General features: G+C 72.4%; 19 protein-coding genes and 1 tRNA gene. 6 read left to right on the top strand and 14 right to left on the bottom strand.

The features are described 5' to 3' along the window. The first annotated feature begins 105 nt into the window (after positions 1-105). Positions 106-1,200, top strand: coding sequence for a peptidoglycan DD-metalloendopeptidase family protein (locus ABZ321_RS01405; protein WP_344503162.1), 1,095 nt, complete (start codon positions 106-108; stop codon positions 1,198-1,200). A gap of 287 nt (positions 1,201-1,487) precedes the next feature. On the opposite strand, the gene ABZ321_RS01410 is transcribed toward ABZ321_RS01405, so the two are convergent. The 3 genes from ABZ321_RS01410 to ABZ321_RS01420 form a co-directional block, all read right to left on the bottom strand. Next, positions 1,488-3,245 carry a diguanylate cyclase gene (locus ABZ321_RS01410; protein ID WP_354888443.1) on the bottom strand — a complete coding sequence of 586 codons (1,758 nt, stop codon included), beginning with the start codon at positions 3,243-3,245 and terminating at the stop codon, positions 1,488-1,490. Positions 3,246-3,327: 82 nt separating this feature from the next. Next, positions 3,328-4,530, bottom strand: a complete 1,203-nt coding sequence (locus tag ABZ321_RS01415) for a HAMP domain-containing sensor histidine kinase (protein WP_344503166.1) — start codon at positions 4,528-4,530, stop codon at positions 3,328-3,330. Continuing rightward, positions 4,527-5,192 (bottom strand): response regulator transcription factor, encoded by a 666-nt coding sequence (locus tag ABZ321_RS01420; protein WP_344503167.1) that lies wholly within the window; start codon positions 5,190-5,192, stop codon positions 4,527-4,529. Before ABZ321_RS01420 ends, ABZ321_RS01415 begins: the two co-directional genes overlap by 4 nt. A gap of 182 nt (positions 5,193-5,374) precedes the next feature. Here ABZ321_RS01420 and ABZ321_RS01425 point away from each other — a divergent pair, with 182 nt between their 5' ends. Further along, positions 5,375-6,742 carry a PQQ-binding-like beta-propeller repeat protein gene (locus ABZ321_RS01425; protein ID WP_344503168.1) on the top strand — a complete coding sequence of 456 codons (1,368 nt, stop codon included), beginning with the start codon at positions 5,375-5,377 and terminating at the stop codon, positions 6,740-6,742. Positions 6,743-6,854: 112 nt separating this feature from the next. On the opposite strand, the gene ABZ321_RS01430 is transcribed toward ABZ321_RS01425, so the two are convergent. From ABZ321_RS01430 to ABZ321_RS01470, 9 genes are all read right to left on the bottom strand, one after another. Next, positions 6,855-8,111: a hypothetical protein gene (locus ABZ321_RS01430; protein WP_354888448.1), complete on the bottom strand. Its 1,257-nt coding sequence runs from the start codon at positions 8,109-8,111 to the stop codon at positions 6,855-6,857. A gap of 133 nt (positions 8,112-8,244) precedes the next feature. Further along, entirely contained in the window at positions 8,245-9,618 is a 1,374-nt protein-coding gene (locus ABZ321_RS01435; protein ID WP_354888451.1) for a PQQ-binding-like beta-propeller repeat protein, read from the bottom strand. Positions 9,619-9,649: 31 nt separating this feature from the next. After that, positions 9,650-11,062 carry a PQQ-binding-like beta-propeller repeat protein gene (locus ABZ321_RS01440; protein WP_354888454.1) on the bottom strand — a complete coding sequence of 471 codons (1,413 nt, stop codon included), beginning with the start codon at positions 11,060-11,062 and terminating at the stop codon, positions 9,650-9,652. 185 nt (positions 11,063-11,247) lie between these two features. Continuing rightward, positions 11,248-13,200 carry a 1-deoxy-D-xylulose-5-phosphate synthase gene (gene dxs, locus ABZ321_RS01445; RefSeq protein WP_354888457.1) on the bottom strand — a complete coding sequence of 651 codons (1,953 nt, stop codon included), beginning with the start codon at positions 13,198-13,200 and terminating at the stop codon, positions 11,248-11,250. A 105-nt stretch (positions 13,201-13,305) separates the two neighbouring features. Next, positions 13,306-14,556, bottom strand: a complete 1,251-nt coding sequence (locus ABZ321_RS01450; RefSeq protein ID WP_344503174.1) for an ABC transporter substrate-binding protein — start codon at positions 14,554-14,556, stop codon at positions 13,306-13,308. Between the two features lie 31 nt (positions 14,557-14,587). Further along, on the bottom strand, positions 14,588-16,174 hold the full coding sequence (locus ABZ321_RS01455; protein ID WP_354888460.1) for a hypothetical protein: 1,587 nt from the start codon (positions 16,172-16,174) through the stop codon (positions 14,588-14,590). A 486-nt stretch (positions 16,175-16,660) separates the two neighbouring features. Continuing rightward, entirely contained in the window at positions 16,661-16,930 is a 270-nt protein-coding gene (locus ABZ321_RS01460) for a hypothetical protein (protein WP_354888463.1), read from the bottom strand. Between the two features lie 227 nt (positions 16,931-17,157). After that, positions 17,158-17,883 carry a type I 3-dehydroquinate dehydratase gene (gene aroD / locus ABZ321_RS01465; RefSeq protein WP_354888466.1) on the bottom strand — a complete coding sequence of 242 codons (726 nt, stop codon included), beginning with the start codon at positions 17,881-17,883 and terminating at the stop codon, positions 17,158-17,160. A 47-nt stretch (positions 17,884-17,930) separates the two neighbouring features. Continuing rightward, positions 17,931-18,713: an RNA ligase family protein gene (locus ABZ321_RS01470; RefSeq protein ID WP_354888469.1), complete on the bottom strand. Its 783-nt coding sequence runs from the start codon at positions 18,711-18,713 to the stop codon at positions 17,931-17,933. Between the two features lie 88 nt (positions 18,714-18,801). Between ABZ321_RS01470 and ABZ321_RS01475 the strand changes: the two genes are divergently transcribed. Beyond that, positions 18,802-18,869 (top strand) — tRNA-Ser (locus ABZ321_RS01475). A gap of 111 nt (positions 18,870-18,980) precedes the next feature. Then, positions 18,981-20,522 carry a TROVE domain-containing protein gene (locus ABZ321_RS01480; protein WP_354888472.1) on the top strand — a complete coding sequence of 514 codons (1,542 nt, stop codon included), beginning with the start codon at positions 18,981-18,983 and terminating at the stop codon, positions 20,520-20,522. A 7-nt stretch (positions 20,523-20,529) separates the two neighbouring features. On the opposite strand, the gene ABZ321_RS01485 is transcribed toward ABZ321_RS01480, so the two are convergent. Next, a complete protein-coding gene (locus ABZ321_RS01485) occupies positions 20,530-21,693 on the bottom strand; it encodes a TRAM domain-containing protein (protein ID WP_354888475.1) in 1,164 nt (387 codons plus the stop codon). A gap of 8 nt (positions 21,694-21,701) precedes the next feature. Further along, positions 21,702-23,711 (bottom strand): APC family permease, encoded by a 2,010-nt coding sequence (locus tag ABZ321_RS01490; RefSeq protein WP_354888478.1) that lies wholly within the window; start codon positions 23,709-23,711, stop codon positions 21,702-21,704. A 97-nt stretch (positions 23,712-23,808) separates the two neighbouring features. On the opposite strand from ABZ321_RS01490, the gene ABZ321_RS01495 reads away from it, so the two are divergent. Together ABZ321_RS01495 and ABZ321_RS01500 are read left to right on the top strand one after the other, a co-directional pair. Then, positions 23,809-24,474 (top strand): TrkA family potassium uptake protein, encoded by a 666-nt coding sequence (locus ABZ321_RS01495; protein ID WP_344503182.1) that lies wholly within the window; start codon positions 23,809-23,811, stop codon positions 24,472-24,474. Next, positions 24,471-25,181: a TrkA family potassium uptake protein gene (locus ABZ321_RS01500; RefSeq protein ID WP_354888964.1), complete on the top strand. Its 711-nt coding sequence runs from the start codon at positions 24,471-24,473 to the stop codon at positions 25,179-25,181. Before ABZ321_RS01495 ends, ABZ321_RS01500 begins: the two co-directional genes overlap by 4 nt. Positions 25,182-25,200 lie beyond the last annotated feature (19 nt).

Genomic DNA, 25,200 nt, shown 5'->3' on the forward strand with positions numbered 1-25,200 from the left:
ATGTTTCGGTAAATATCGGATTTGGACCCCGCCGACGCCTAGCGTTGGCGGGGTTCGCTCGCAGTCCCCCCGGCTGCACGGCTCACTCGTCCCCGGGGGTGCACCATGCGCAAAATCATGTCCGTCGCCGCGCTGTTCCTGCTGACGCTGGCGTATCCGGTCGATGCGCAGGCCGCCTCGACGGCGACCGTGGTCTCCCCGAAACGCCCGCTGAACGTCCGGGCCGGCAGCGCCGTGTGGACGGCACCGCTACGGACCCTGCCGCACGGCAGTTCCGTCGCCATCGACTGCCAGGTCAAGGGCCAGCTCATCAACCAGGGCAGCGTCCGGGTCACGGACCTGTGGGACCGGCTCACCGACGGCTCCTACGTCTCCGACGCGTGGATCCGCCGCGGCGGTGCCATCCCCGCCTGCGGCCCGGCCGCCCCCGTCGCCCCCGCCGCGGTGCCGGCCGCCGCGAACACGACCACCGGCACCGTCGCCTCCGGCTCCATCCCGCTGAAGGCCCGCACCGGCCCCGCGCACGGCGCCCCGCTCATCGCCGCCCTGGCCGACGGCACCCCGCTGACGCTCGTCTGCCAGCAGCGCGGCGAGAACATCGTGGGCACGCAGCGCGTCACCCCCATGTGGAACCGCCTGCCGGAAGGCACGTTCGTCTCCGACGCCTACGTGCGCCGCACCGCGACCCCGCCCCCGTGCACCGCGGCCAACCAGCCCGTCGCCGCCCCCGCCGCACCGGCTTTCGGCGCGTGGACCAACCCGCTGCCCGGCTTCCGAGCCCGCCCCGGCTTCCGTACCGCCAACAACCCCAGCCACATCGGCGTCGACATCATGTCCTTCACCGGCACCCCGATCCACGCCGCCTCCGCCGGCACCGTCGCCGAGGTCGTCTGCAACATCGAGGCCGGCCACAGCTGCGACCAGACGGGCAGCGCCTCGGTCGGCGGCTGCGGCTGGTACGTGAAGATCCAGCACCCCGGCGGCATCGCCACCCTGTACTGCCACATGGTCCGCAAGGCCCTGGTCCAGCCCGGCGAGCAGGTCAAGGCCGGCCAGGTCATCGGCTACGTCGGCAGCTCCGGCAACTCCTCCGCCCCGCACCTGCACTTCGAGGTCCACATCAACGCCCCGCCCACCGGCCCCCAGAACGCCATCGACCCCCTCCCCTTCATGCGCACCCACGGCGCCCCCATCGGCTGACGCTGCAACTCCCCACCGCGCGCGACGGATCGGTGCGCGGGCCCATCTGCACGTTTGATCGAATGACGAATCTGGCCGTCATGACGACCAGAACTGCAATTCGATCACCGCGGAGCAAGCGAAGATCGGCGGCCCAGGCAGGGTCGCGGGAGTGCGCACCGGATGCGGCGCGCATGCGCCGCTTGGTCTGCCTCGCGTCTCGGCGCGGGCAGTGCGGCGCGGAGCGGCGCATTGGGGCCGCGGGTGAGAATCCCCGCCGGGACCCGCCGCGGCAGCGGTGGGGGGAATTACAGCGCGCGGTGGCGGCCGGGGCGGTCGGGGCCGCGTTTGGCGGCGTACATGGCCTGGTCGGCGGTGCGGAGGACCTCGTCCGGGTCCTCGCCCGGGCCGGCGAGGTGGAGGCCGACGCTGGCGCCGATGCGGACCTCGTTGCCCACGACGTGGAAGGGTTCCGACAGTGACGCGCGCAGCCTGGTCGCGAGGGCGGCGGCGTCGTCGGGGGTGACGACGCCGGGCAGGAGCAGGACGAACTCGTCGCCGCCGACGCGGGCCAGCACGTCCGTGGGGCGCAGGCAGAGGGAGAGGCGCCCGCCGACCTGGCGCAGGAGCTCGTCGCCGGCCTCGTGACCGAGCTCGTCGTTGACGGGCTTGAAGCCGTCGAGGTCGACGAAGAGCACGCCGACGGGGGTGTGCTGCAGGGAGGCGGTGAGGCGCTCCTGCAGGCGGCGGCGGTTGGGCAGGCCGGTGAGCGGGTCGTGGTGGGCGTCGTGGGCGAGGCGGTCCTGCATCTCGCGGCTGTCGGTGATGTCGCGGGCGTTGATGACGACGCCGTTGAGTGCGGCGTTGTGCAGCTGGTTGGAGGCGGTGAAGTCGAACCAGCGGTGGTTGCCGTCGGCCTGCAAGACCCGGACCTGCATGCGCTCCAGGCCGCCCTTCTCGCTCAGCAGCGCGGCGAAGCGTTCGCGGACGTGCTGGCGGTCGTCGGGGTGCAGCAGGTCGAAGACGGACGTGCCGACGGCGACGAAGCCGAGTATCCGTTTGCCGCTGGGGCTGGAGTACACGACGGACCCGTCGTCGTCCAGGACGGTGACGACGTCCGGGGCATGCTCGACGAGGGCGGCGAAGCGCTCCTCGGCACGGCGTCGGACGAGCTGCGAGCGGTACCCGAGGACGGCGAGCCCGGCGACGCCGACGAGGAGCATGGTGAGCAGCGCCAGGTTGATGGTGAGGCTGCGGTTGCGGACCGGGCCGTCGAAGGTGGCGGTGGACTGGGTCCGCACGTACGCCCAGCCGCCGGGCAGCCCACCGTGGACGGCGGCGATCATGGACCTGCCGCCGGAGCGGTACGTGACGAACACCGACTCCTCGGAGCCGATCTTCTTGATGATCTCCGAGTCGACCATGGTGCCGACCGCCGAAGGGTCGCTGGATGCGCCGACGGTGCCGCCGGCGTCCACGACAAGGGAGAGGTGCGACGGGTCGCTGAGCTTTTCCAGGTACACCTGGAGCTGCCCCTTCAGGACCGGGATGAAGCCATAGATGAGCGCGACGGGATCGCTGCCGACGACGATCGGCACGGCGACCGCCTGGACGAGGGTGTCCTTGACCGTCATCAGGGAGGAGAAGCCGGGCCTGCCCAGCGCCAGCCCGGAGATCAGCGGCTTCCAGCCGACCGCCGCCTGGTCGGGGAACAGGTTCGCGGCCTTCGTGGCGTTGACCGGGTTGCCGGTGAGGTCGGTGAGGACGACGCCGTACGAGAAGAACGTCGACTTCTTGGCGTACTCGACGAGCGCGGCCCGGTCGCCCGCGTCACCGGGGGTCAGCGACAGGGGGTGGCTCGCGACGAAGTCGTTGAGCTCCTTCGCCGAGAGGAAAAGCAGCTGCTCGACCAGGCCGCCGTTGTTGGTGGCGAGGGCGAGGGTGTCGGCGCGGTGCACGGTCTCCGCGGCCCGCAGCGCGGAGCGGTTGACCGAGATGCCGACCGCCCCGATCGCCAGCAGCAGGGCGGCGCTGATGCCCACCACCAGCCAACTGCGCAGCCGCATCCGCGTTCCTCCGACGTGTCTGTGGAGGTCTCATCGGCGGCGAAGAGGGCGGAACTGAGAAACTGTGCCCGCGATCACAGCGTCACTGAGGTTTGACCGGCGCCGTGCCCGTCAGCACCGGCGTGACCGCCGCCGCGGGGAGGCTGACGGTCACCTCGAGGCCGCCGCCGTCCAGAGCGACGGCGCTGACCCCTCCCCCGTGCGCCTCGCAGACCGCGCGGACGATCGACAGGCCCAGCCCCGAGCCGCGGGCACCGGTGCGCTCCCGCCCGCCGCGCCGGAAGGGCTCGAAGAGCACGGGCACGTCGGCCGGGGCGACCTCGAAGCCGGTGTTACCCACGACGAGCCAGGCGAGGGTCTCGTCCGTGCCGGTGCGGACCCAGATGCGCCCGCCGAGGTGGTTGTACCGGACGGCGTTCTCGACGAGGTTGCCGGCGAGCCGTTCGAGCAGCCCGGGGTCGCCGACGACCCGCGCCGGCGCCAGGTCGGTGGTCACGTCCAGGGTGAGCCGGGTGATCTCCTTGCCCATCGCGGACATGGCGACGGTGACGCCGGTGGCCAGGTCGGTGGGGACCTTCCGCCCGAGCCGCCGGCCGGCCTGCGCCTCGGTGCGCGCCAGCAGCAGCAGCGACTCGACGAGCGCGTTGGCCCGCATGGACGCGTCGCGCACGACGTTGGACATCCGGCGGAACTCCTCGACGTCGGCCTCCGGGTCGTCGAGGGTGACGTCGACCTCGGTCCGCATGACGGCGAGGGGGGTCCGCAGCTCGTGGGAGGCGTTGGCGACGAAGCGTTTCTGGGTGTCGAACGCCTCGCTGATCCGGTCGAGCATCGCGTCGAACGTCTTCGCCAGCTCCGACACCTCGTCGTCGGCGCCGTCGTAGTTGATCCGGGCGTCGAGGGTCTCGCCGGTGAGCCGCTGCGCGGTGGTGGTGACCTTCTGCAGTGGGCGCAGCGCCCGGCCGGCGACGACGTACGCGCCGGCGACCCCGACCGCGCCGATCAGCAGCAGCGCGAGGCTGCCGCGGGTCACGAGCTCCCATTCGGCGGCGTCGGCGAGCTCCGTCTGCCACTGGCGGGCGTCGACCTCGCTGCCGTCCTGCAGGACGATCCGGGTGCCGGGCTGCAGCTCGTCGGCGGGCCGGATCGCGCTGTCGACGAGGATGTAGGCCAGCACCACGAGCACGAGCCCGGCGCCGACGAGCAGGATGCCGTTGAGCAGGGTGAGCCGCAGCCGCAGCGTCGGGCGGAACACGGCTGCGCGGCGGGCGTCGTAGATCGTCATTCGGGTGGCCTGGTCCTGTATCCGGCGCCGACGACGGTCTCGATGAGCGCGGGGTCGCCGAGCTTCTTGCGCAGGGTCATCATCGTGACCCGCACGGTCGTGGTGAACGGGTCGGCGTTGGCGTCCCACACGCGCTCGAGCAGCTCCTCGCTGGACACGACGGCGCCGCGGGCCTTCAGCAGCTCCTCCAGCAGCCCGAACTCCTTGCGGGTCAGGTCGAGCGGCTGCCCGCCCCGGGTCGCGACCCGCTTGGCCTGATCGAGCACGAGGTCGGCGATGGTCAGCACGGGCGGGGCGGCCGGGGTCGCCCGGCGGCCCAGCGCCTGGACCCGCGCGACCAGCTCGTCGAACGCGAACGGCTTCGTCAGGTAGTCGTCGGCGCCGATCTGTAAACCTTCGACCCGGTCGGCGACGCTGCCGCTCGCGGTCAGCATCAGGACCCGGGTCAGCGCCCCGGACGCGACCAGGTCGGCGCAGATGTCGTCGCCGTGGACGCCGGGCAGGTCGCGGTCCAGCACGACCACGTCATAGCGGGTGACCATGGCCATCTCGTGGCCCTGGGTGCCGTCGTACGAGACGTCGACCGCCATGCCCTGTCGTCGCAGCCCTCGCACGATCGCGTCGGCGAGGTGCCGCTCGTCCTCGACCACCAGCACGCGCACGCCACATCACCCCCACCCGGTCGGGCCAGTGTCAGGCACCGGCTGTGAAGTCCGCGTGAGCCGCCACGGAGCGGCTCGCACCGCCGCCGGAAGGCGGCGGCAGCCGTCGTCGGAAGCGGCGGCGTCAGCCAACGTATACCGGACCGTTGGCGACCATGGCCCGCGCCGGGCACCCTGAACATGTGGAAGAGCGGCTGATCGATCTCGGCGTCGTCAACGACCAGGACGATCGGCTGGAGGCCGGGCCGCCACCGGCGGTGCCAGGCCGGCGGCAGTGGCCGTTCGTGATGGTGCTGGCGCTGCTCGCGACGTTCACCGGCGGCTCCGGCGCGGGCTCGTCCGTGGAGGACCTCGGCGTCCTGGCCGAGCACACCGTCGGGTTCGTCGCCGACCGCGGCATGCTGTACGCGCTGCGGGAGGACCCGGCCGTCACCGCGTATGACTGGGGCACGGGCGAGGAGCGCTGGAGCCGCAGGATCCTGCCGAACTCCGGCCAGGTCTACCTCGCCGCGGACCGCGCCTACATCCGCCACCGCCCGTGCACCGATGCCACCGGCTGGAGCCTGGAGCGGCTCGACCCGGCCGACGGCCGCCAGCAGTGGTACGCGGCGGGCGCACCGGTCGCGGTGCTGCGCATCGACGACCGGCCCGGGCTGCTGCTCGTCGACGAGCGCACCGGCACGTGCCCGCCGGCGGTGCCGCAGCGCAACACCCCGCAGACGCCGGTCCACCTGGCGGCGATCGACGCGGAGACCGGGATCGTGCGGTGGCAGTTCCAGATGCCGGCCGGCGGCCGGCTGGTCTCCCCCGACGTGCCCGGCAGCGACTGGTTCGCGATCTGGTATACGACAGGGCACACCGAGATCCGGGCCGCCGCGACCGGCGCGGTGCTCAGCGCCGCGGAGGTGCCCGAGCTCGCCGACGGCCCGCCGCAGAGCGTCCGCATCGTCGGCGACATGCTCGTCGTCGTCGCCGTCGGCCTCGACGGGGCGATGATCACCAGCTACGGGCACACGCCGCTGGAGTTCCGGTGGCGGCTGCTCTTCCAGTCGGCCGAGCCGGTGCCGATCGCCGAGCTGGCCTACGGTCCGGTCGTCGTCGCGTGCGGCCCGATGGTGTGCGTGCCCAACTGGCGCGACATCGCCGTCATCGACCCGCGGACCGGCGTGCAGCGCTGGCGCCGGCAGATCCAGATGGATGCGGTCGGCTCCGGTGTACTGGTCGCCCGGGACCGCGAGGACTTCATGCGGATCCGCATCGTCGACTGGGAGACCGGCAACGACCGCAGCGAGCTGACCGGCTGGGGGCTGATCCCGACGGCCACGGACGGCAGCGACGACGCCGCCGGGACCGCCGCGACCGCCGGCGCCACGTGGGCGCTGGTCCAGAAGCCCGACGGCAACGGCTCACGGATCGGGCGGGTGAACCTGCGCACCGGGGAGGTCGAGATCCTCGGCCAGGTAAGCCCGATCCCCTCCCGGTGCGCGCTGCGCGGCCACCGCCTGTCGTGCCTGGCCGACGGCGACAGCCTCCGCCTGTGGCGGCTGTGAGTCGTCCACGGCCGAAGCCGCGGGCCGCCTCCGCGAGCGCGCCGGTCAGCCGCGACGGCAGCTGCGAGCGAGCCGCGAGGAGCGCAGCCGGACAAAGCGACGGCCCGCGGGTCTACGGCAGGCGGAGCAGGACGACCTCGTCGCTTTCGGTGGCGCAGGCGACGAGGGCCGCGTCGATCTCGCACGAGACGAGGGCGCCGGGGACCGAGACCGACGGGGCCGGCGCCGGGCCGCGGTCGGACCAGGCGAGCAGCGTGTCGCGGTCGGTCTGCAGGCCGATCAGGACGCGGGGGCCGGCGGCGGCGAGGAAGCTCCAGCCGGGCGGGACGGTGATGCCGGTGTCGGCGGCCATGGCCGGGGCGCCGCCGGGTGCGACGGCCGGCAGCGCCCTCGGCACGATCCACAGCAGCGCGCCGTCGGACGGGTCGACGGCCGCGGTGCGTTCGCCGCTGACGCACAGCGCCGCGTCGCACGGCAGGATCGTGAGCGGGCTGCCGATGCCGGTCGGCACCTGGGCCTTCCAGCGTTCGACGAGGCCGCGACTGTACGCCGTGATCCGGGTGCTGCCCGTCGGCACGTCCGACCGGGCGACGAGCAGCAGGTCGCCGACGACGGCGACAAGATCGTCGGCGGGCCCCGCGATGCCCTGGACCGGGGCGGTGCGCGTGCCGGTGACGAGGTCGACGGTGCTGAGCCCGCCGGCGCCGTCCAGCAGCGCCGCCCACGTGGCACCGGTCGCGGCGGCGTCGACGGCCACGCGGGTGCCGGGGTCGACGGCGGTGTCCCACTGGACGAGGCCCGCGGTGTCGATGAGCTGCCAGCGCAGCACTCCCGCGGTGGGCGTGTTGTCGGCGAGGGCACGGCAGCCGTCGGACCAGAGGCTGCGCATGACGACGGTGCCGGTGCCGCCGGGCGGGGTGCGCACGGGCACGCCGACGGCCCGCCACTGCTCCCGCCCGGTCGCCCTGGTCACCGCGACGGTGGTGCCGGTGACGCCGGAGCGGCACAGGTCCGGCGAGAGGACCGCCAGTTCGCCGCGGATGTCCACGTACGACAGCTGGGCCAGCCCCTCGGGGGTGAACATCCACCGCAGCGTGCCGTCGGTGGCGTCGTAGGCCTCCACCGGCGTCGGGGTGCGGTCGCTGTCGAGCACGAAGAGCGCCCCGCCGGCGACGTGGTAGTCGCCGTTGCGCAGTGGCTGGCGGGTCACCTCGTGCGGGCGCCCCGGCGCCGGCGCGGCGGACACCAGGGAGAGCAGCATCGCCAGGACGGCGGCCAGCCCCCAGCCGCGGGGCAGCCCGGCGGTGTCGTCGTCGACGTGGTCCCAACCGCCGTCGATGACGCCCAGATCGATGGTGACCGTGCTCACCGGCACGGCTCCATTGTGCGCCGATCATCACCGGCCCGGCAGCCGCCACACGGACAACGGTGGACCGCACCGCCACTCGGACCGGCCGCCGGACGAGGGGCGGTCCGGAGACCGCGTACGGGGAAGCCGGCGGTCAGTGCCGGGACGGGAGGCGCCACACGGACAGGCCGCCGACCACGATGCAGGCGAGGGCATCGCCGTCGACGGAGCACTCCGGGTTGCCGAACCAGTTCTCGGCGCGGGCGAAGACGGCGACCACGCCGGTCTCCGGGTCGAGCTCGCCGAGCATGGCGGTGCGCATATCCACGAGCCGCCACAGCAGCGGCCGCCGGCCGGTGGTGAGCACGTGCCAGCCGGTCAGCTGCTTGAAGACGGTGCCGGTGCGGCTGTCGACGAGCGCGACGGGCCCGGGATCCGACGGGTCGAAGCGCGAGCCGGTGATCAGGCGCCGACCGGCCATGCCGAGCGCGTGGGTCTGCTCGTCGAGGTGCCAGCGGTGCTGGCCGGTGGTGCTGTCGTAGGCGTCCATGCCGCCGCTGTCGCCGGAGCAGAAGAGGTCGGCCGCGCAGCGGAAGAGGCCACTGCCCTGCGCACCGGGCCAGTGGAACAGCAGCCGGCCGGTCGGCAGCTCGTACACCTGCGAAGCCGGTGAGCCTTCGGGGTAGACGACGACCCGGTCGGCGGCGCGGCCCGTCTCGTCGTGCCATCCGGCGTCGAACATGGCCGAGACGCCCGACCAGGCGAGCTGATGGGTCGCGCGGACCCGGCCGGTCCGGGCGTCCCACCGCGTCAGCCGCCCGTCCCGGCCGAGCACGTCGAACCGGTCGAGCCGCGACTGGTACGTGTTGGAATAGCTGACGTTCACGTCGGACCCCTGCGGGACCGTGACTGCCCAGACCTGCGCCCCGGTCCGCGCGGACAGGCCCAGGAACCGCCGCTCCGGCTGCGCGAAGGCGCGGTTGACGTCCGATTCGGAGTCCGGCCACACGACCTCGACGCGCCGCTCGTCGGGCACGTCCTCGACGACGACCACGTCGCCGGTCGTGCCGGTGAACGTGACGTGCGAACGCTTCCACAGCTCCTGGCCGGTGGCCGCGTCGAGCACGACGAGGGCGCTGGAGTCGCCGGCGCCGGTCCGGTCCTCGCTCATCAGCAGGACCACGTCGTCGCCCGCGGTCACCAGCTGCTGCTGCGCCTCGGCCGAGCGGTGCCACAGCAGCTCGCCGTCGATGAGGTCGTGTGCCTCGATCATCGGTCCGGGGTCGGTTCCCTGGTACCGGGCGAAGAACAGCCTCCCGCCGGCGGTCTGCGCCCGGAGGACCTGCTGTTCGATCGTGTAGAGCAGACCCGCCCCGGACCGTGGGCCGGCCGAGACGAGCAGGCCGAGGGTCACGGCGAGGACCGTGGCGACGGCGACCCACCGCCCCTGCAGCCGGCGCCGGGGCTCGGGCGGCTCCGGCGGCTGCCACGGGACGCTGAGGTCGAGCTCGATCACGGTCTCCGCCACGGCCCCAGGGTGCCATGACCCCCCTGTCGCGTCACCCGTCAGTGTCCGGGCGGGGCGGCAGGCGCCAGACGGTCAGCTCACCCACCATGACGCACGCGAGGGTGTCGCCGTCCGCGCTGCAACTGGGTGGCCCGTACCAGTCCCCGGACCGGCCGAAGACGGTGATGCGCCCGGTCGCCGGGTCGAGCTGGCCGAGCACCGCGGTGCGCTGGTCGAGCGGGCGCCACAGCAGGAGCCGCTGCGGGCTCGCCTCGCGGATCAGCCGCCAGCCGGCGAGGTCCGTGACGATCTTCCCGGTCCGCGCGTCGACGACGGCCAGCGGGGGCGCATCGCCCGTCGCCTGCTCCAACGTGCTGACCAGGAGCCGGCCGCCCGCCCCGCCGATCACCTCCCGGTACGGGCCGAGCCGCCACCTGGGCGCGCCGGTGGTGCCGTCGTACGTGACGATGCCGCGCTCGTCGGCCGCGCAGAACAGGTCGGCCGCGCACGGGTACAGACCCTCGGAGAGGGACGCGTCGGTGCGGAACAGTGCCCGCCCGTCGGTGAGGTCGAACACGATCGCGCCACGCTCCCCGTCCGGGTAGACCAGGGCACGGTGCGGGACCGCGTCGGGGGCGAACTGCCAGCCGGCCCCGGTGCCGAACATGGCCGGCACGCCCGACCAGGCCAGCTGCACGGTCGACAGCACGGCCCCGGTGCGGATGTCCCGATGGGTCACCAGCCCCGACTGGTCGAGCTGGTAGACGCCGGTGACGCGGCCGGTGGGGTACCGGCCTTCCCAGGTGTAGCTGAGCGCGGCACGGGGCGGCGCCTCGTGCTCCCAGACCGGGGCCCCGGTGCGCTCGTCGAGCGCGAGCACGTGCCGCGGCGCCCCGTCCCAGGCTCGGTTGACCCTCGGGTCGGGCTGCTCCTCCGGCGTGGACACGACGATCCTGCGCTGTTCGAGCTGCTGCTCAACGATGACGAGGTGGTCGCGGGTACCGATGAACGACGCATTCTGCCGGGACCACAGCTGCCGGCCGGTGGCCGAGTCGACCACCGTCAGCGTGGTGCTGAACCCGTCGTCCTCGTCGGAGTACCGCATCAGGATCAGCGCGCCGTCGCTGACGCTCGCCGGCTGCTGCTGCGGAGTGGTCGGGAAGTCCCACAGGCGCGCACCGTCCGAGCGGCGGTGCCCCTCGATCCGCGGGTCGGAGACCGACTGCTGAAACCGGTCGATGAACAGCATGTCACCGAAGACGGTGACGCCGCGCACCTGGTCCCCGATCCGGTAGAGCGGGGTGAGCCGCGTCCCCGGACCGGCCGCGCCGAGCGAGCCGAGCGCGGCGGCGAGCACCGCACAGACCGCCACCAACCGGGTCCTCAGCCGCCGCCGTGGCGGCGCGGGAACCTCCGGCGGCTCCCACGGGCTGCTGAGGTCGAGCTCGATCACGGTCTCAGCCATGTGAGTCAGAGTCCCACGCCGACGCCCCGGTTGCGTGCCCGCGGGCTGCGCCTCCGCCCCCACCGCTGCGCGGACCACGTGACCGGCGCTCCCGTCGCCCTGCGCTTCGCGAGGTGCGGGCTCAGGTCGTACACAGGCGAAACGGCGGATCCGAAGAAGGATCCGCCGTTCCGGTGGCGCTGGGGTCAGGTGCGGGCGCGGGCGGGGACCGTGGGCTGCTCGGTCTCGTCGAGGCGGCTGACCCACTCGGTGACCTGGCGGGACACGTCCTGCGCGGTCAGGCCCAGCTCCGAGAGGATCTCGGCGCGCGTGCCATGCGGGTGCCAGGCCTGCGGGACGCCGAGGTCGCGCAGCGGGACCCACACGTCGGCGTCGCGCAGCGACTTGGCGATCGCGTCGCCGACGCCGCCGGTGCGGACGCCGTCCTCGATGGTGACGACCAGGCGGTGCTCGCGGGCCAGGCCGACCAGCTCGACCGGCACCGGCCGGACCCACCGCGGGTCGACGACGGTGACGCCATAGCCCTGCTCGGCGAGGCGGGCGGCCGCGTCGACCGCCAGGTGCGCGAACGCGCCGACGCTGACCAGCAGCACGTCCTTGCGCTCGTGCTCGCTGAGCACGTCGACCCCGCCGAAGCCGTCAACCCCGCCGACGCGCCGCACCGCGGGCAGGTCCGCGGGGACCGCGCCGGTCGGGAAGCGCACGATCGTCGGGCCGTCTTCGATGCTCACGGCCTCGCGCAGCTCCTCGCGGACGGTCTGCGCGTCGCGGGGCGCGGCCAGCCGCAGGCCGGGGACCACGCCGAAGACCGCCATGTCCCAGATGCCGTAGTGCGACGGGCCGTCGGGGCCGGTGATGCCGGCCCGGTCGAGCACGAACGTCACGGGCAGCTTGTGCATGGCCACGTCGAGCAGCACCTGGTCGAACGCGCGGTTGAGGAACGTCGCATAGACCGCGACCACCGGGTGCAGGCCGCCGATCGCGAGCCCGGCCGCCGACGTCGCCGCGTGCTGCTCGGCGATGCCCACGTCGTACGCCCGCTCGGGGTACTTCTTCATCAGCTTCGCGATGCCGGTCGGCTCCGCCATGGCGGCGGTGATCCCGACGATGTCGGCGCGCTCGTCGGCGATCGCGACGAGCTCGTCGGCGAACACGCCGGTCCACTTCACCGCGGCCGGGGCGAGCAGCTTGCCGGTCTCGATGTCGAAGGCGCTGCCGGGGCCGTGCAGGCAGTCGGCCTCGTCCTCCTCGGCGGGCCGGTAGCCGAAGCCCTTGCGGGTCACGGCGTGCACGATCACCGGGCCGCCGAACGACTTCGCCTTGCGCAGCGCCGACTCGACCGCGACCTGGTCGTGGCCGTCGACGGGTCCGACGTACTTGATGCCGAGGTCTTCGAACATCGCCTGCGGCGCGACCGCGTCCTTGATGCCCTTCTTGACCGCGTGGAGCACCTCGTACAGCGGCGGGCCGACCAGCGGCGTCCGGCCGAGGGAGTCCTTGACCAGGTCGAGGACCTTCTCGTAGCTCGGGTTGAGCCGCAGGTTGGACAGGTGGTCGGCGAGGCCGCCGATCGTCGGGGAGTAGGAGCGCCCGTTGTCGTTGACGACGATGACGAGCGGGTTCTTCGCGCCGGCGATGTTGTTCAGCGCCTCCCAGCACATACCGCCGGTGAGCGCGCCGTCACCGACGACCGCGACGACGTGCCGCGGCTCGCCGCGCAGCGCGAACGCCTTCGCCAGGCCGTCCGCATAGGACAGCGCGGTCGAGGCGTGCGAGTTCTCGATGATGTCGTGCTCGCTCTCGGCCTGGCTCGGGTAGCCGGTGAGCCCCCCGCGCTGGCGGAGCAGGTCGAAGCCGTCCTGGCGGCCGCTCACGATCTTGTGGACGTAGGCCTGGTGGCCGGTGTCGAAGAGGATGCGGTCCTTCGGCGAGTCGAAGACGCGGTGCAGGGCGAGGGTCAGCTCCACCACACCGAGGTTGGGGCCGAGGTGGCCGCCGGTGCGGGAGACCTTGGCGACGAGGAAGTCGCGGATCTCCGCCGCGAGCACCTCCAGCTGCTCCGTCGAGAGGTCACGGAGGTCACCCGGGCTGCGGACGGAGCTCAGCAGGGTGGCGGCCTCGGTCTCTTCAGTGCTCATGGGGCTCAACTCTAACGGGGGCGCGCATCGGCGCACGTCGGCTGGACGAATCTTGACAGCTTCCACACATGCTCGTTACCTGGTCACCGGCTGTCGCACACGGCTTCAACCACTTGCCGCCGCGGCGAACCTCACGGTGTCCCTGTCCTGCACGAACAGCGTCAGGGCCGCGTCGATCGCCGCGCTGCGCTTCGTCCCGGCGACGACACCGTGCGTGAGCGACCCCACCACCCGGGTGGAGCTGTCGGTCCACTCGGCGATCGCCTGCGCGAGATAGCCGGTGTACTTCGCCTTGTCGGCGTCGAGCCGCGCCGGCACGGACCCCTTCTGCGGGTTGAACGCGTCCTGCCCGCTGACCGAGCCGCACTCGATCAGCCACTGCTCGGCGGCGCGCCGGTGCGGCGCCCCGCGCGGCAGCGTGAACGAGTCGGACAGGAAGTCGTACACCTTCTCCGAGCCGGGGCTCGCCACCACCGAGTAGCCCTGCTGGAACGCGAGGCCCTTGGTCCGCAGGTACGCGTCGGCCCAGTCGCCCATCACGTTGTAGGCGGCGGTGCCGGCGACGACCTTGTCCAGCGCCGGCTGCCAGTCCCCGGCGGCGGTCGCGACGTCGGACTGGTCGAGGACCCGCACGAACAGCGTCAACGCCTCCTGCACCGGCGCGCTCTTCCAGTCCGTCGCGCCGCTCCAGAGTCCGGTGTACCCGTCGGCGCCGAGCTCGCCGAGCAGCACGCACTCGAGCAGGTGCTTCTGCGTCCAGGTGGGTCCGATCGACAGCGGCAGGACGCCCTTGCCCCGCAGCACGGCCGCCTGGCTCAGGAACTGCGACCAGCTGATCGGCGGCGTCAGGCCGTGCGCCTTCAGCACCGCCGGGTTGTGCCAGAGCAGGTTGGCGCGGTGGATGTTCACCGGCACCGAGTAGATCTTGCCGTCGAACGTCAGCGCCTCGACCAGGCCCTTCGGCAGTCGCTCGCGCCAGCGCTGCTGGTCGTACAGGTAGCGGACGTCCTCGAGGTAGCCGGCCGCGACGTCGTTGTCGAGCTCGAGACCGGCGTGCGCCTGGTAGGAGTCGGGCGGGTCGTCGTTCTCCAGCCGGGTCGCGAGCACGGTCCGGGCGACCGTGCCCGCCCCGCCCGCGACGGCGGCGTTGTCGAACTCGACCCCGGGGTTGACCCGGCGGAAGTCGGCGACGAGCGCCTCCAGCCCTTCCTTCTCGCCGGGCCCCGCCCACCACGAGAACACCTCGACCTTGCCCGACCCGTCGTCGCCGATCTCGTCCCCGCTGACCGCGCAGCCGGGCAGCCCGAGGACGGTCAGCCCGCCGGCGACGAGCAGCGTTCTCCGGCTAAATCCCACTTTTTCAGTATCTTCGCCGTTTGCGGCCTCGTCAGCGGTTCGGCGGCATCCAGTCCTGGTCCGACCCCTGTCCCGGCTGCTGCTCCTGTACGGGCACCGGCGGCTGCTCCGGATGCTGGCCCGGATGCTGGCCGTTGTACTGGGCGGCCTCGGGTGCCAGGCCGATCTCGTTCGCCAGCGTCGCCGTGCTCAGCCCTTCGACCCTGGCCCGCATGTCCGCGTACGTCGCCAGCGACATCGGCGCCGTCACCACCGCACCCGCCCGGGCGATCACCTCCGACACGACGGAGGCGAGCACCATCCCGAGCACGATCTTCCCGTCGGCCCCGGTGACCCTCACCGGCTCCAGCGAGAGCGACGACGCCCCGCCGGTCCCACCCTGGACGATGATGCCGACGATGGCCCCGACGAACGCGGCGGCGAACCCGAGCGCGAGCGCCGTCGCGATCCGGCTGATCGAGGCCCCGAGATCCTGGTGGAACAGCTTGAAGCAGCGGGAGATCGCCGACGCGCCCCGCTCGAACGTCACCACCGCCGGCAACAGCGTGAACACCGCGGCGAGGTAGATCGCCGGCAGGAAGCACGCACAGAACCCGACGCAGATGATCAGCCCTGCCAGCATCTGCCACCCCAGCAGCGGAAACACCCGCCGCGCCGCGAGCAGCAGCGCCGCACCGAGCCGCGGCCGCAGCCCCGCCGCGATCGTCACCGCCACGTGGTTGGACGCGATCGACACCACGAACGAGACGAACACCCCGACGAACGACCCGAGCAGGATCAGCCCCAACGCCGCGAACAACTGCCCGGGATCCGACGGGACCGGCGCCCCCGTGACCGGGTCCGTCTGGCTCAGGTCGTCCGACACGTCCAGGCTCACCATCGACAGCGCCACGCTGTACGCCAGCATCACCACCAACCCGATGAGCTGCAGCAACGCGAGCTTGTCCCAGCCCCGCCGCAGGATCGCCATGCTGCGCCGCCACCAGCCCGCGAAGTCGGGACTGACCAGCGGGTCACCCTCACCGATCACCCCCGCGACGGGCACCATCTGATAGATCGCGTACGCCTGCGCCGGGTCGTACACACCCCCGTATCCCTGCGACTGGCCATACCCCCCAGCCGGATACTGCGGCGCCCCATACGCACCAGGCTGCCCCGGGTAACCGAACTGCCCCTGCCCCGGATAAGGCGCCTGCCCTGGATACGGCGCCTGCCCCGGGTAGTACGGCTGCCCCGGATACGGCGGCTGCCCCTGATACCCGGGCTGCCCCTGATACGGCGACTGTCCTAGATGGCCGGGCTGACCGGGCTGCTGCGGCTGACCCGGATGGCCGGGCTGCCCGTACGCGCCCGACCCGTGCTCCTGCGCCGCGGGGACGGGCGGCCTGATCCGCGCACCATCTCCGGCGCCGGCCTCGCCGCCGTCCGCCGACGCGGCACCGGCCGAGCCGGTCTCCCCGGCAACCGCACCCGGCACAGAAGGAGCGACACCCTCAGCCTCCGGGCCGGACTCCCCCGGCAGCGGAACGGTGCGCGGCTGCCCGGAATCCACCGGCGGCACCGGCTCGGACGGCTGGGCCGGTCCCGTGGACTCGTCGGGCCCGGGCGGCTGGGTCATGGTTCCTCCGTATCGCGGACTGCGCCATGCGGCACGACACAGAAGATAGGGCCCCGCCGCACACCCCGCCGCCCCACCAGGCGCCAAACCGACTGCCCGACCAGCCGACCATCCCCGGAGAACCCCGCCGCCCAGTCACCGCCCTCCCAGCCGACCAACCCCCGCCAAACAAACCCGCTGCCCGACCAGTCACCCCGCCCCGAGCAAATCCGCCGCCCTACCAACCCCGACCAGCAAACCCGCAGCCCAATCAGCCACCCACTCGGAGCGAACCCCACCGCCCGACCGACCCCGACCGGCGACCCACTGCCCGACCAGCACCTACCCCAGGCAACAACCCCACCGCCCGATCGACCAACCAATCGATCAAACCGCCGCTCGACCAGCCACCCATCCCCGAGCGGCAACCACCGCCCGGCCAACCGTGACCGGCGACTCGCTGGCCTTGTCAGCGGACCAACCGTGACCGGCGAACTCGGGGCTCGGTCAGCCGAGCATGCCTGAGTAGACGATCGTCAGCACGAAGCCGACGAGCCATAAGCCGCCGCACCACCACGACAGCTTGACCTCGGTGCTCCTGTCGTCGGTCCGCAGCGCCTTCACCGCGACGAGCGCGGCCACGACCATCACCGTCAGGCTCGCGATCCAGACGGTCCAGGCGGCAGGGCTCCGCTCGACCTTCGGCCCACCGGAGTCGAGCCCCAGGACCAGCCTGATCAGCGGCACGAGGAACAGCACGGTGAACGCGATCGTCACCTGTGCCACCGTCCGACGCACCGGCCGCCACTGATCCCGTCGCGGCCGGCCCTCGCCGCCACCCGCCCCGGCTCCCGCGGCCCCGGGCTGCGAACCCCCGGGCGCCGCAGCACCAGACTCCCCGGCCCCGGCCGCGTCTGACGACCCGGCCGACGGTGGAGACTCCGGCGATGCCGCAGGATCCGGCGAGGAAGGCTGGGACGGGCGCTGAGGGTCGGCCGGCTCGGTCATGCGGCACGCCGGTCGGCGAAGCGGGGCGAGAACAGCTCCAGCAGCCGCACCGTCTCCTCGAAGGGCAGCTGGCCGGGGGCGGGACGGCCGCCGATGAACGAATAGGTGATCCGCGAGCCCAGGACGGGCAGCATGAGCCGGGAAGCGGCGCCCTCGGGGCCCATGCCGATGGCGATCACGCCGCGGTGGTGATGGCGGAGGGTGAAGTCGGTGAGGGTGCGCAGGTCGTCGGGGCCCTGGGCCATGGTGCTGATCTTGACCAGGTCGGCGCCGGCGGCGAAGCCCTCCTCGGCGAGCTCGTCCAGGCGCGCCGCGGCCGGGGTGGCCGTGAAGTCGTGGTGCGACAGCACGACCACCGTGCCGTGGGAGCGGGCGGCGGCGACGACACCGGCGCGGATCTCGGTGGAGGCCAGCTCCACGTCGACGGCGTCGACCTCGGGCATGAGGTTCTCGTAGAGCCGCAGGCGCGAGGGCTCGTCGCCCGCCCAGTAGCCACCCTCGTCCTTCGAGCGGATCGTGGCGAGCGTCGGCATGCCGGCGAACGGCCGGACCTGGCGCAGCGCGTGCTCGGGGTCGGTCGAGGCAAACCAGTCGACGCGCAGCTCGGCGACGTCGACGCGCAGGTCACGGGCCTGCGCCGCGTCCCGCCCGGCGTCCTCGTCGCCGAAGCTGACCGCGACCAGCGGCACCTCTTCGGCGAGCCGCTCCCGCAGCGTTGCCATGCAGCACTCCCCCCACCGTCCGCCTCAAGCGAAGCGACAGGGGGAGTCTACGTGCGCGGTACGACAGATCCCCGCCGGCGCAGGGTCCGCTCGTAGTCCTGGAAGCGGGCCTTCGCGATCACCGACCGGTCGGGCGCGCGCAGCACGATCCCCTCGGCCCGGCCCGGCGCACCGTCGAGCCCCACCAGCGTCGCCGGCAGCGAGGCGGTCAGCAGCTCCTGCATCTCCGCGATCCCCGGCGGCAGCGCCGAGCCGGCCCGGTGCCACAGCCGCGGCGTGAGCGAGAGCCCCGCGGCGGCAGCGAGCGCGGCCAGCGTGGACTCCGGCACGAACGGCTGCCCGCCGGCCTCTCGCCACGCGGACACAGCGGCGGAGGAAAGCGACAGCGGCGTGGACCAGTCAGGCAGGTCGACCACGTCGAAGAGCCGCCAGCCGAAGAGCGTGGAGTCGCTCGTGTACTGCCTGGCCGCCCCGCCGACCTTGCCGCCGTAGAGCTCCAGGAAGTAGACACGGATCCCGTCCCCGGCCGGCAGACCCGCGGCGACCGGCTTCAGCTGCTCCACGATGCCGAGGGCAGGGTTACCGATGAGGTCGCCCTTCGCGTACAGGAGCTCCTCGCGCGATCCGATGAGGTACGAGCCGTCGGGCAGCAGGACGATCCGGCTGTTGGTCCCGTCGACCTTCTCCGTCGCGATGACGTCGCCGGGAAACACCGTGGCAGGGGAGGTCAGACCCCCGTTGCGGGGATCCAGGGTGTGGTACGTCGGAATCGACGGGTACTTCGTCAGCGAGTTGAGCAGCCGCAGATCGACGGCACGGACATCGAACATCGCCACATCATCGGGCAGGAAAATGCGGCGCGGCACGCGATTAACCGCTGCTACGGTTCCCGGCACAAGATGTCCCGCCGTGGTGACCCGGTGCGCAGGCACCGGATACTTCGACTGTTAATCGAGAGGTCGCAGGTTCGAATCCTGCCGCCCCGGCTCATCGGGGTGTAGCTCAGCGGACAGAGCACTTTGTGCCGGCGCCGCCTGGATCTCGGGTCACCACGACGGGACATCTCTGTCTTTTCCGCAAAGGGACGGTGATTCCTCATGGCCAAGTTCAACTCGCAGCAGACGAAGCGGCGCCCCGACGGGGTCACCTACCAGGGAGGCCCGGGCTACTCGCGCGACCTGAAGTCGGAGCTGTTCCTGCTCGCCGTCGCCAACATGGTCGGCGAGCAGACGTTCTACGAGTCGGCCGGCGACCGCGACCAGCGCTACCGCGAGCTCGTCGGCGCCGCCGCCGTGCGCCACCCGGAGTGGACCGCCCGGTTCCTGCGCTGGCTGCGCGGCGGGGCGAACCTGCGCTCCGCGTCGCTGGTCGGCGCCGCCGAGTACGTCCGCGCCCGTCTCGCCGCCGGCCTGGTCAACGGCACCGGCGAGCACCGGCAGGTCGTCGCCGGCGTGCTGCAGCGCGCCGACGAGCCGGGTGAGCTCCTCGCGTACTGGGCGTCGCGCTACGGCCGGTCGGTGCCGAAGCCGGTGAAGCGTGGCGTCGCCGACGCGGCGAAGCGGCTGTACACGGAGCGCAACCTGCTCAAGTACGACACCGCCAGCCACGCGTTCCGGTTCGCCGACGTGCTCGACCTGACCCACCCGGCCCCGGCCGGCCCGGCACAGGGCGACCTGTTCACGTTCGCGCTCGACCGCCGGCACAACCGGCCCGAGCCGCGCGTGGCCGAGTCGCTCCCGATGATCGCCGCCAACGCCCGCCTGCGGGCCGACGCGGCCGGGGACCCGTCCGTGCTGCTCGACGCCGGGCGCCTGCGCGCCGCCGGCATGACCTGGGAGGACGCGCTGTCGCTGGGCGGCTCCCGGCTGCCGAAGAACCGCCTGTGGGAAGCCCTCATCCCGTCGATGGGGTACATGGCCCTGCTCCGGAACCTGCGGAACTTCGACCAGGTCGGGGTGTCGGACGCGGTCGCGGGGCAGGTCGCGGCGAAGCTGGCGGATCCGGGCGAGGTGGCGCGGTCGCGGCAGCTGCCGATGCGGTTCCTGTCGGCGTACCGGGCGGCGCCGTCGCTGCGGTGGGCGTGGGCGCTGGAGCGGGCGTTGAACCAGAGCCTGGCGAGCATCCCGTTCCTGCCCGGTGACACGCTGATCCTGATCGACACGTCGGGGTCGATGCACTCGGTGTTCTCCAAGGACGGCACGCTCATGCGGTGGGACGCGGCGGTGATCTTCGGGTTGGCGCTGGCGCTGCGGTGCGAGCGGGCGAAGGTCGTGTCGTTCTCGACCCGGACCACCGTGTTCCCGGTCGAACCGGGCGAGTCGCTGCTGCGCGGCATCGACCGGTTCAAGGCGAAGGGGCACTTCCACAACGGCGGTACCGACACGGCCTCGGCGGTGCGGGAGCACTACCGCAGGCAGGACCGGGTGGTGATCCTGACCGACGAGCAGGCGTCGTTCGACGGTGACGTGTCGACGTCGCTGCCGGCGGGCACGCCGCTGTTCACGTGGAACCTCGCCGGATACCGCATGGGTCACACCCCGCAGGAGCGCAACCGCTGGACGTTCGGCGGCCTCACCGACGCGGGCTTCGGCATGATCCCCCTGCTGGAGGCCGGCGAGCGCGGAACCTGGCCGTTCTGAACAACGACTAGGAACGGGTGAAGAGCCCGATCGTCTCGAAGTGCTGGGTCATCGGGAAGCTGTCGAAGGCACGGATCTCCGGCAGCTGATACCCGAGGCCCAGCAGCAGACCGGCATCGCGGGCGAACGCGGCCGGGTCGCACGCGACATAGGCGATGGCGCGCGGTGACCTGGCCGCGACGGCCGTGACCACCTCGCGGCCCGCACCCGCCCGGGGCGGGTCCAGCACGACCAGGTCGACGCTGCGCCAGCGCGGGTTGCCGATCGCCGCCGCCACGTCGTCGTTGACGAACCGGACGTTGGCCACCGAGCGCAGCGCCTTGCGGCCCGCGGCGACGGCCCGGCGGTCGCCCTCGACGACGGTGACCGGGCCGCAGTGCGGGGCGAGGGTGGCGGCGAAGAGGCCGACCCCGCCGTACAGGTCCCAGACCCGCTCCCCCTCCGCCGGCCGCAGCATCTCCAGCACGGCGCCGGTGAAGGCGGCGACGGCGTGCGGGTGCACCTGCCAGAAGCCGCCGGCGTCGACGCTCCAGTCGTGCCCGGCGGCGACCTCGCGGACGCGGACGGGCGGTCCGGTGAGCGCGCCGCTGCGCCCGGCCCGGGTCAGCACCGCGGTCTCGCCGCCGGACGCCGCGACGGCCTCGACGGTCGAGCCGGGAGGCCAGCGGCGGGTGGTGACGGGCAGCGCCTGGATCGCCGGGTGCGCGATCCGGCAGCGGTCGACGGGGATGACCTCGCTCGACCGGTGCCGGTGAAACCCGGCCCGCCCCTCGTCGTCGACGGCGTACTGGACCCGGGTGCGCCAGCCGAGCGCGCCACCGGGGAGGGCCTCCACCGGTACCGACGCGGAAACACCGGCGAGTCGCGCCAGCTGCTCACCGAGGACCTGGGACTTCAGGCGGCGCTGGGCGGCGGGGTCGGCGTGCTGCCAGTCGCAGCCGCCGCAGGCCCCGGGGCCGGAGAACGGGCACGGCGGGATGACGCGGTCCGGCGACGGCAGCAGGATCTCGACGGCGTCGGCGCGCAGGAAGCCCTTGCGTTCGTCGGTGATCCGCGCGAGGACCCGCTCCCCCGGCAGCGCGTGCCGGACGAAGATCACCCGGCCGTCGTGCCTGGCCACGCAGTGCCCGCCGTGGGCGACCGAGCCGACTTCGAGCTCCAGCAGTGTCATCCAGTCGCTCATTCAGGGGGGGTTTCCTGTGTACGGCGTGGGCCTCGCTGCGGCCCGCGCGTGAACGCGGCGTCGAGCTTGGCGATGTCGACGTCGTCGATGGAGCTCAGCTGCCAGGGCACGCTGGTCACCATGACGCCGGGCTCGAAGAGCAGGCGCCCCTTCAGCCGCAGCGCGCTCTGGTTGTGCAGCAGGTGCTCCCACCAGCGCCCGACCACGTACTCGGGGATGAAGACGGTGACCACGTCGCGGGGCGAGTCGCGCCGCTTCGACCGCACGAAGTCCAGGATGGGGCGGGTGATCTCGCGGTACGGGCTGTCGACGACCGTCAGCGGCGCCGGGATGCCGCGGCGCTCCCACTCGGCCTGCAGCGCCCGGGTGTCGTGGTCGTCGACGTTGACGGTCAGCGCGGTGAGCGAGTCGGGCCGGGTGGCCTGCGCGTAGGCGACGGCCCGCAGCGTCGGGCGGTGCACCTTGCTGACGAGGACGACCGCGTGGTTGCGCGACGGCAGGACGGGACGGTCCTCCGACGGGGTCAGCTCGCGGGCGACCGTGTCGTAGTGCTTCTTGATGCCGACCATCAGGAAGTAGATGACGATCATCGCGATGATGGCGATGTACGCGCCGAGCAGGAACTTCGTGATGAGCACGACGACGAGCACGGCGCCGGTCATGCTCAGGCCGATCATGTTGATCGTCCGGGACCGGATCATGCGGGACCTGGTGCTCTTGTCGCGGACGGTGCGCAGCAGCCGGTTCCAGTGCCGGATCATGCCGGCCTGCGACAGCGTGAACGACACGAACACGCCCACGATGTACAGCTGGATCAGCCGCGTGACCTCGCCCTGGAACCCGATGATGAGCACCATCGCGGCGAGCGCCAGCAGGATGATGCCGTTGGAGAAGGCGAGCCGGTCGCCGCGGGTGTGCAGCTGGCGTGGCAGGTAGCGGTCCTGGGCGAGGATCGAGCCGAGCACGGGGAAGCCGTTGAAGGCGGTGTTGGCGGCGAGGAACAGGATCAGCGCGGTGATGACGGCGACGACGTACAGCATGATCGAGCCGGACCCGAAGACCGTCTCGCCGAGCTGGGTGGTGACCGTCTTCTGCACGTAGTCGTGCGGGCCGCCGATGATCTGTCGGGCGGGGTCCTCGACGAACTGCAGGCCGGTCTTGCGGGCCAGCAGGATGATGCCGAGCAGCATCGTGATCGAGATGCTGCCGAGCAGCAGCAGCGTGGTCGCCGCGTTCTTGCTCTTCGGCTCCTTGAACGCGGGCACGCCGTTGGAGATCGCCTCGACACCGGTGAGCGCGGCACAGCCGGACGAGAAGGTCCGCAGCAGCAGGAACGCCATCGCCCACTGGTTGAGGTGCACCTGCTCGGCCGCGATCTGCAGCCCGGCGCTCGGCGCCCGCAGATCGTCACCCAGGATGAAGATCTTGAAGAAGCCCGTGAGGATCATGCCGATCATCACGATCATGAACCCGTAGGTCGGGATCGCGAACGCGCTGCCCGACTCGCGGATGCCGCGCAGGTTGAGCGCGGTCAGTAGGGCGATCGCGATGATCGCGATGGCGACCTTGTGGGTGGCGACCCACGGCAGCACCGACCCGAGGTTCGCCACGCCGGACGCGGTCGACACGGCGACGGTCAGCACGTAGTCGACGAGCAGCGCGCTGGCGACCGCGACGCCGAACCGCGGGCCGAGGTTGACCGACGCCACCTCGTAGTCGCCACCACCGGACGGGTACGCGTGCACGTTCTGCCGGTAGCTCGCCACGACCGTGAGCATCACCACAGCGACGGCCAGGCCGATCCACGGCGACACCAGCAGCGAGGTCGCACCCGCGATCGACAGCGTCAGCAGGATCTCGTCCGGCGCGTACGCGACCGACGACAGCGCGTCGGAGGCGAAGACCGGGAGGGCGATGCGCTTGGGCAGCAGCGTGTGTTTCAGCCGGTCCGAGCGGAACGGTCGGCCCAGGAGCAGCCGCTTCATCAGGGAGGTGGGACTGGCCACGACCGCTAAGCGTACGGGTCGCGCGCCTGCCGGATACACCGGTCCGACCCGCGCATGGCATCCTCAACACGAGAGCCGCACACATCGGAGGCGTTACGTGCACGTGGTGATCATGGGGTGCGGACGCGTGGGCTCGACCCTCGCGATCAGCCTCGAGCAGCGCGGCCACTCGGTCGCGGTGATCGACTCCGACGCCGACGCCTTCCGTCGCCTGGGCGGGGACTTCACCGGCGCGACCGTCACCGGCGTCGGCTTCGACCGCGACGTGCTGCTGTCCGCGGGCATCGAGCGCGCCGACGCCTTCGCCGCCGTCTCCTCCGGCGACAACTCCAACATCATCTCCGCCCGGGTCGCCCGCGAGACCTTCGGCGTCGAGCGGGTCGTCGCCCGCATCTACGACCCGAAGCGCGCCGAGGTGTACGAGCGGCTCGGCATCCCGACCGTCGCCACCGTCCGGTGGACGGCGGACCGCATGCTGCGCCACCTGGTCCCCGAGGGCAACGTCGAGATCTGGCGCGACCCGACCAGCACGGTCTCCATCATGGAGATCCCGATGCACCCCGACTGGATCGGCCACTCGGTCGGCGACCTGGAGGCCCGCAGCGGCACCCGGCTCGCGTACCTGATGCGCTTCGGCCTCGCCATGCTCCCGACCTCGTCGACCGTGATCCAGGACGGCGACCTCGCCTTCATGCTCGTGACCGACGAGATGATCGCGTCCGTGACGAAGGTCACCGGCTCCGCACCCGAAGGGGGACACTGATCATGCGGATCGCCATCGCCGGTGCCGGCAACGTCGGCCGCTCCATCGCCACCGAGCTGGTCGACAACGGCCACCAGGTCATGCTCATCGAGCGGGTGCCGCGCATGGTCCGCCCCGAGCGGGTCCCCGCCGCCGAGTGGATCCTCGCCGACGCGTGCGAGCTGTCCTCGCTGCAGGAGGCCGACCTCTCCTCCTGCGACGTGGTCGTCGCCGCCACCGGCGACGACAAGGTCAACCTGGTCGTCTCGCTGCTGGCCAAGACCGAGTTCGCGGTGCCGCGGGTGGTCGCCCGCATCAACCGCGCCGAGAACGAGTGGCTCTTCAACGAGCAGTGGGGCGTCGACGTCTCCGTCAGCAAGCCCCGCCTCATGGCCGCCCTCGTCGAGGAGGCCGTCTCCGTCGGCGACCTGGTCAGGCTGATGACCTTCCGCCAGTCCGAGGCCAACCTGGTGGAGATCACGCTGCCGGAGACCGCGCCGTACGTCGGCCACCCGGTCCGCGAGGTGCCGCTGCCGCACGACTCCGCGCTGGTCGCCATCCTGCGCGGCAGGCGCGTCCTCGTCCCGACCCCCGACGACCCGCTGGAGGCCGGCGACGAGCTGGTGTTCGTCGTCACGTCGGAGATGGAGGACGCGGTCCGCGCCGTCATCCTCGGCGCCGACTCGGTCGAGAACACCCGCAAGAAGCGCGGCCCTCAGTTCTTCTGACCTCTCATGATCCGGAAGA

The organism is Dactylosporangium sp. NPDC006015 (assembly GCF_040614215.1).
Lineage (GTDB): Bacteria > Actinomycetota > Actinomycetes > Mycobacteriales > Micromonosporaceae > Dactylosporangium > Dactylosporangium maewongense.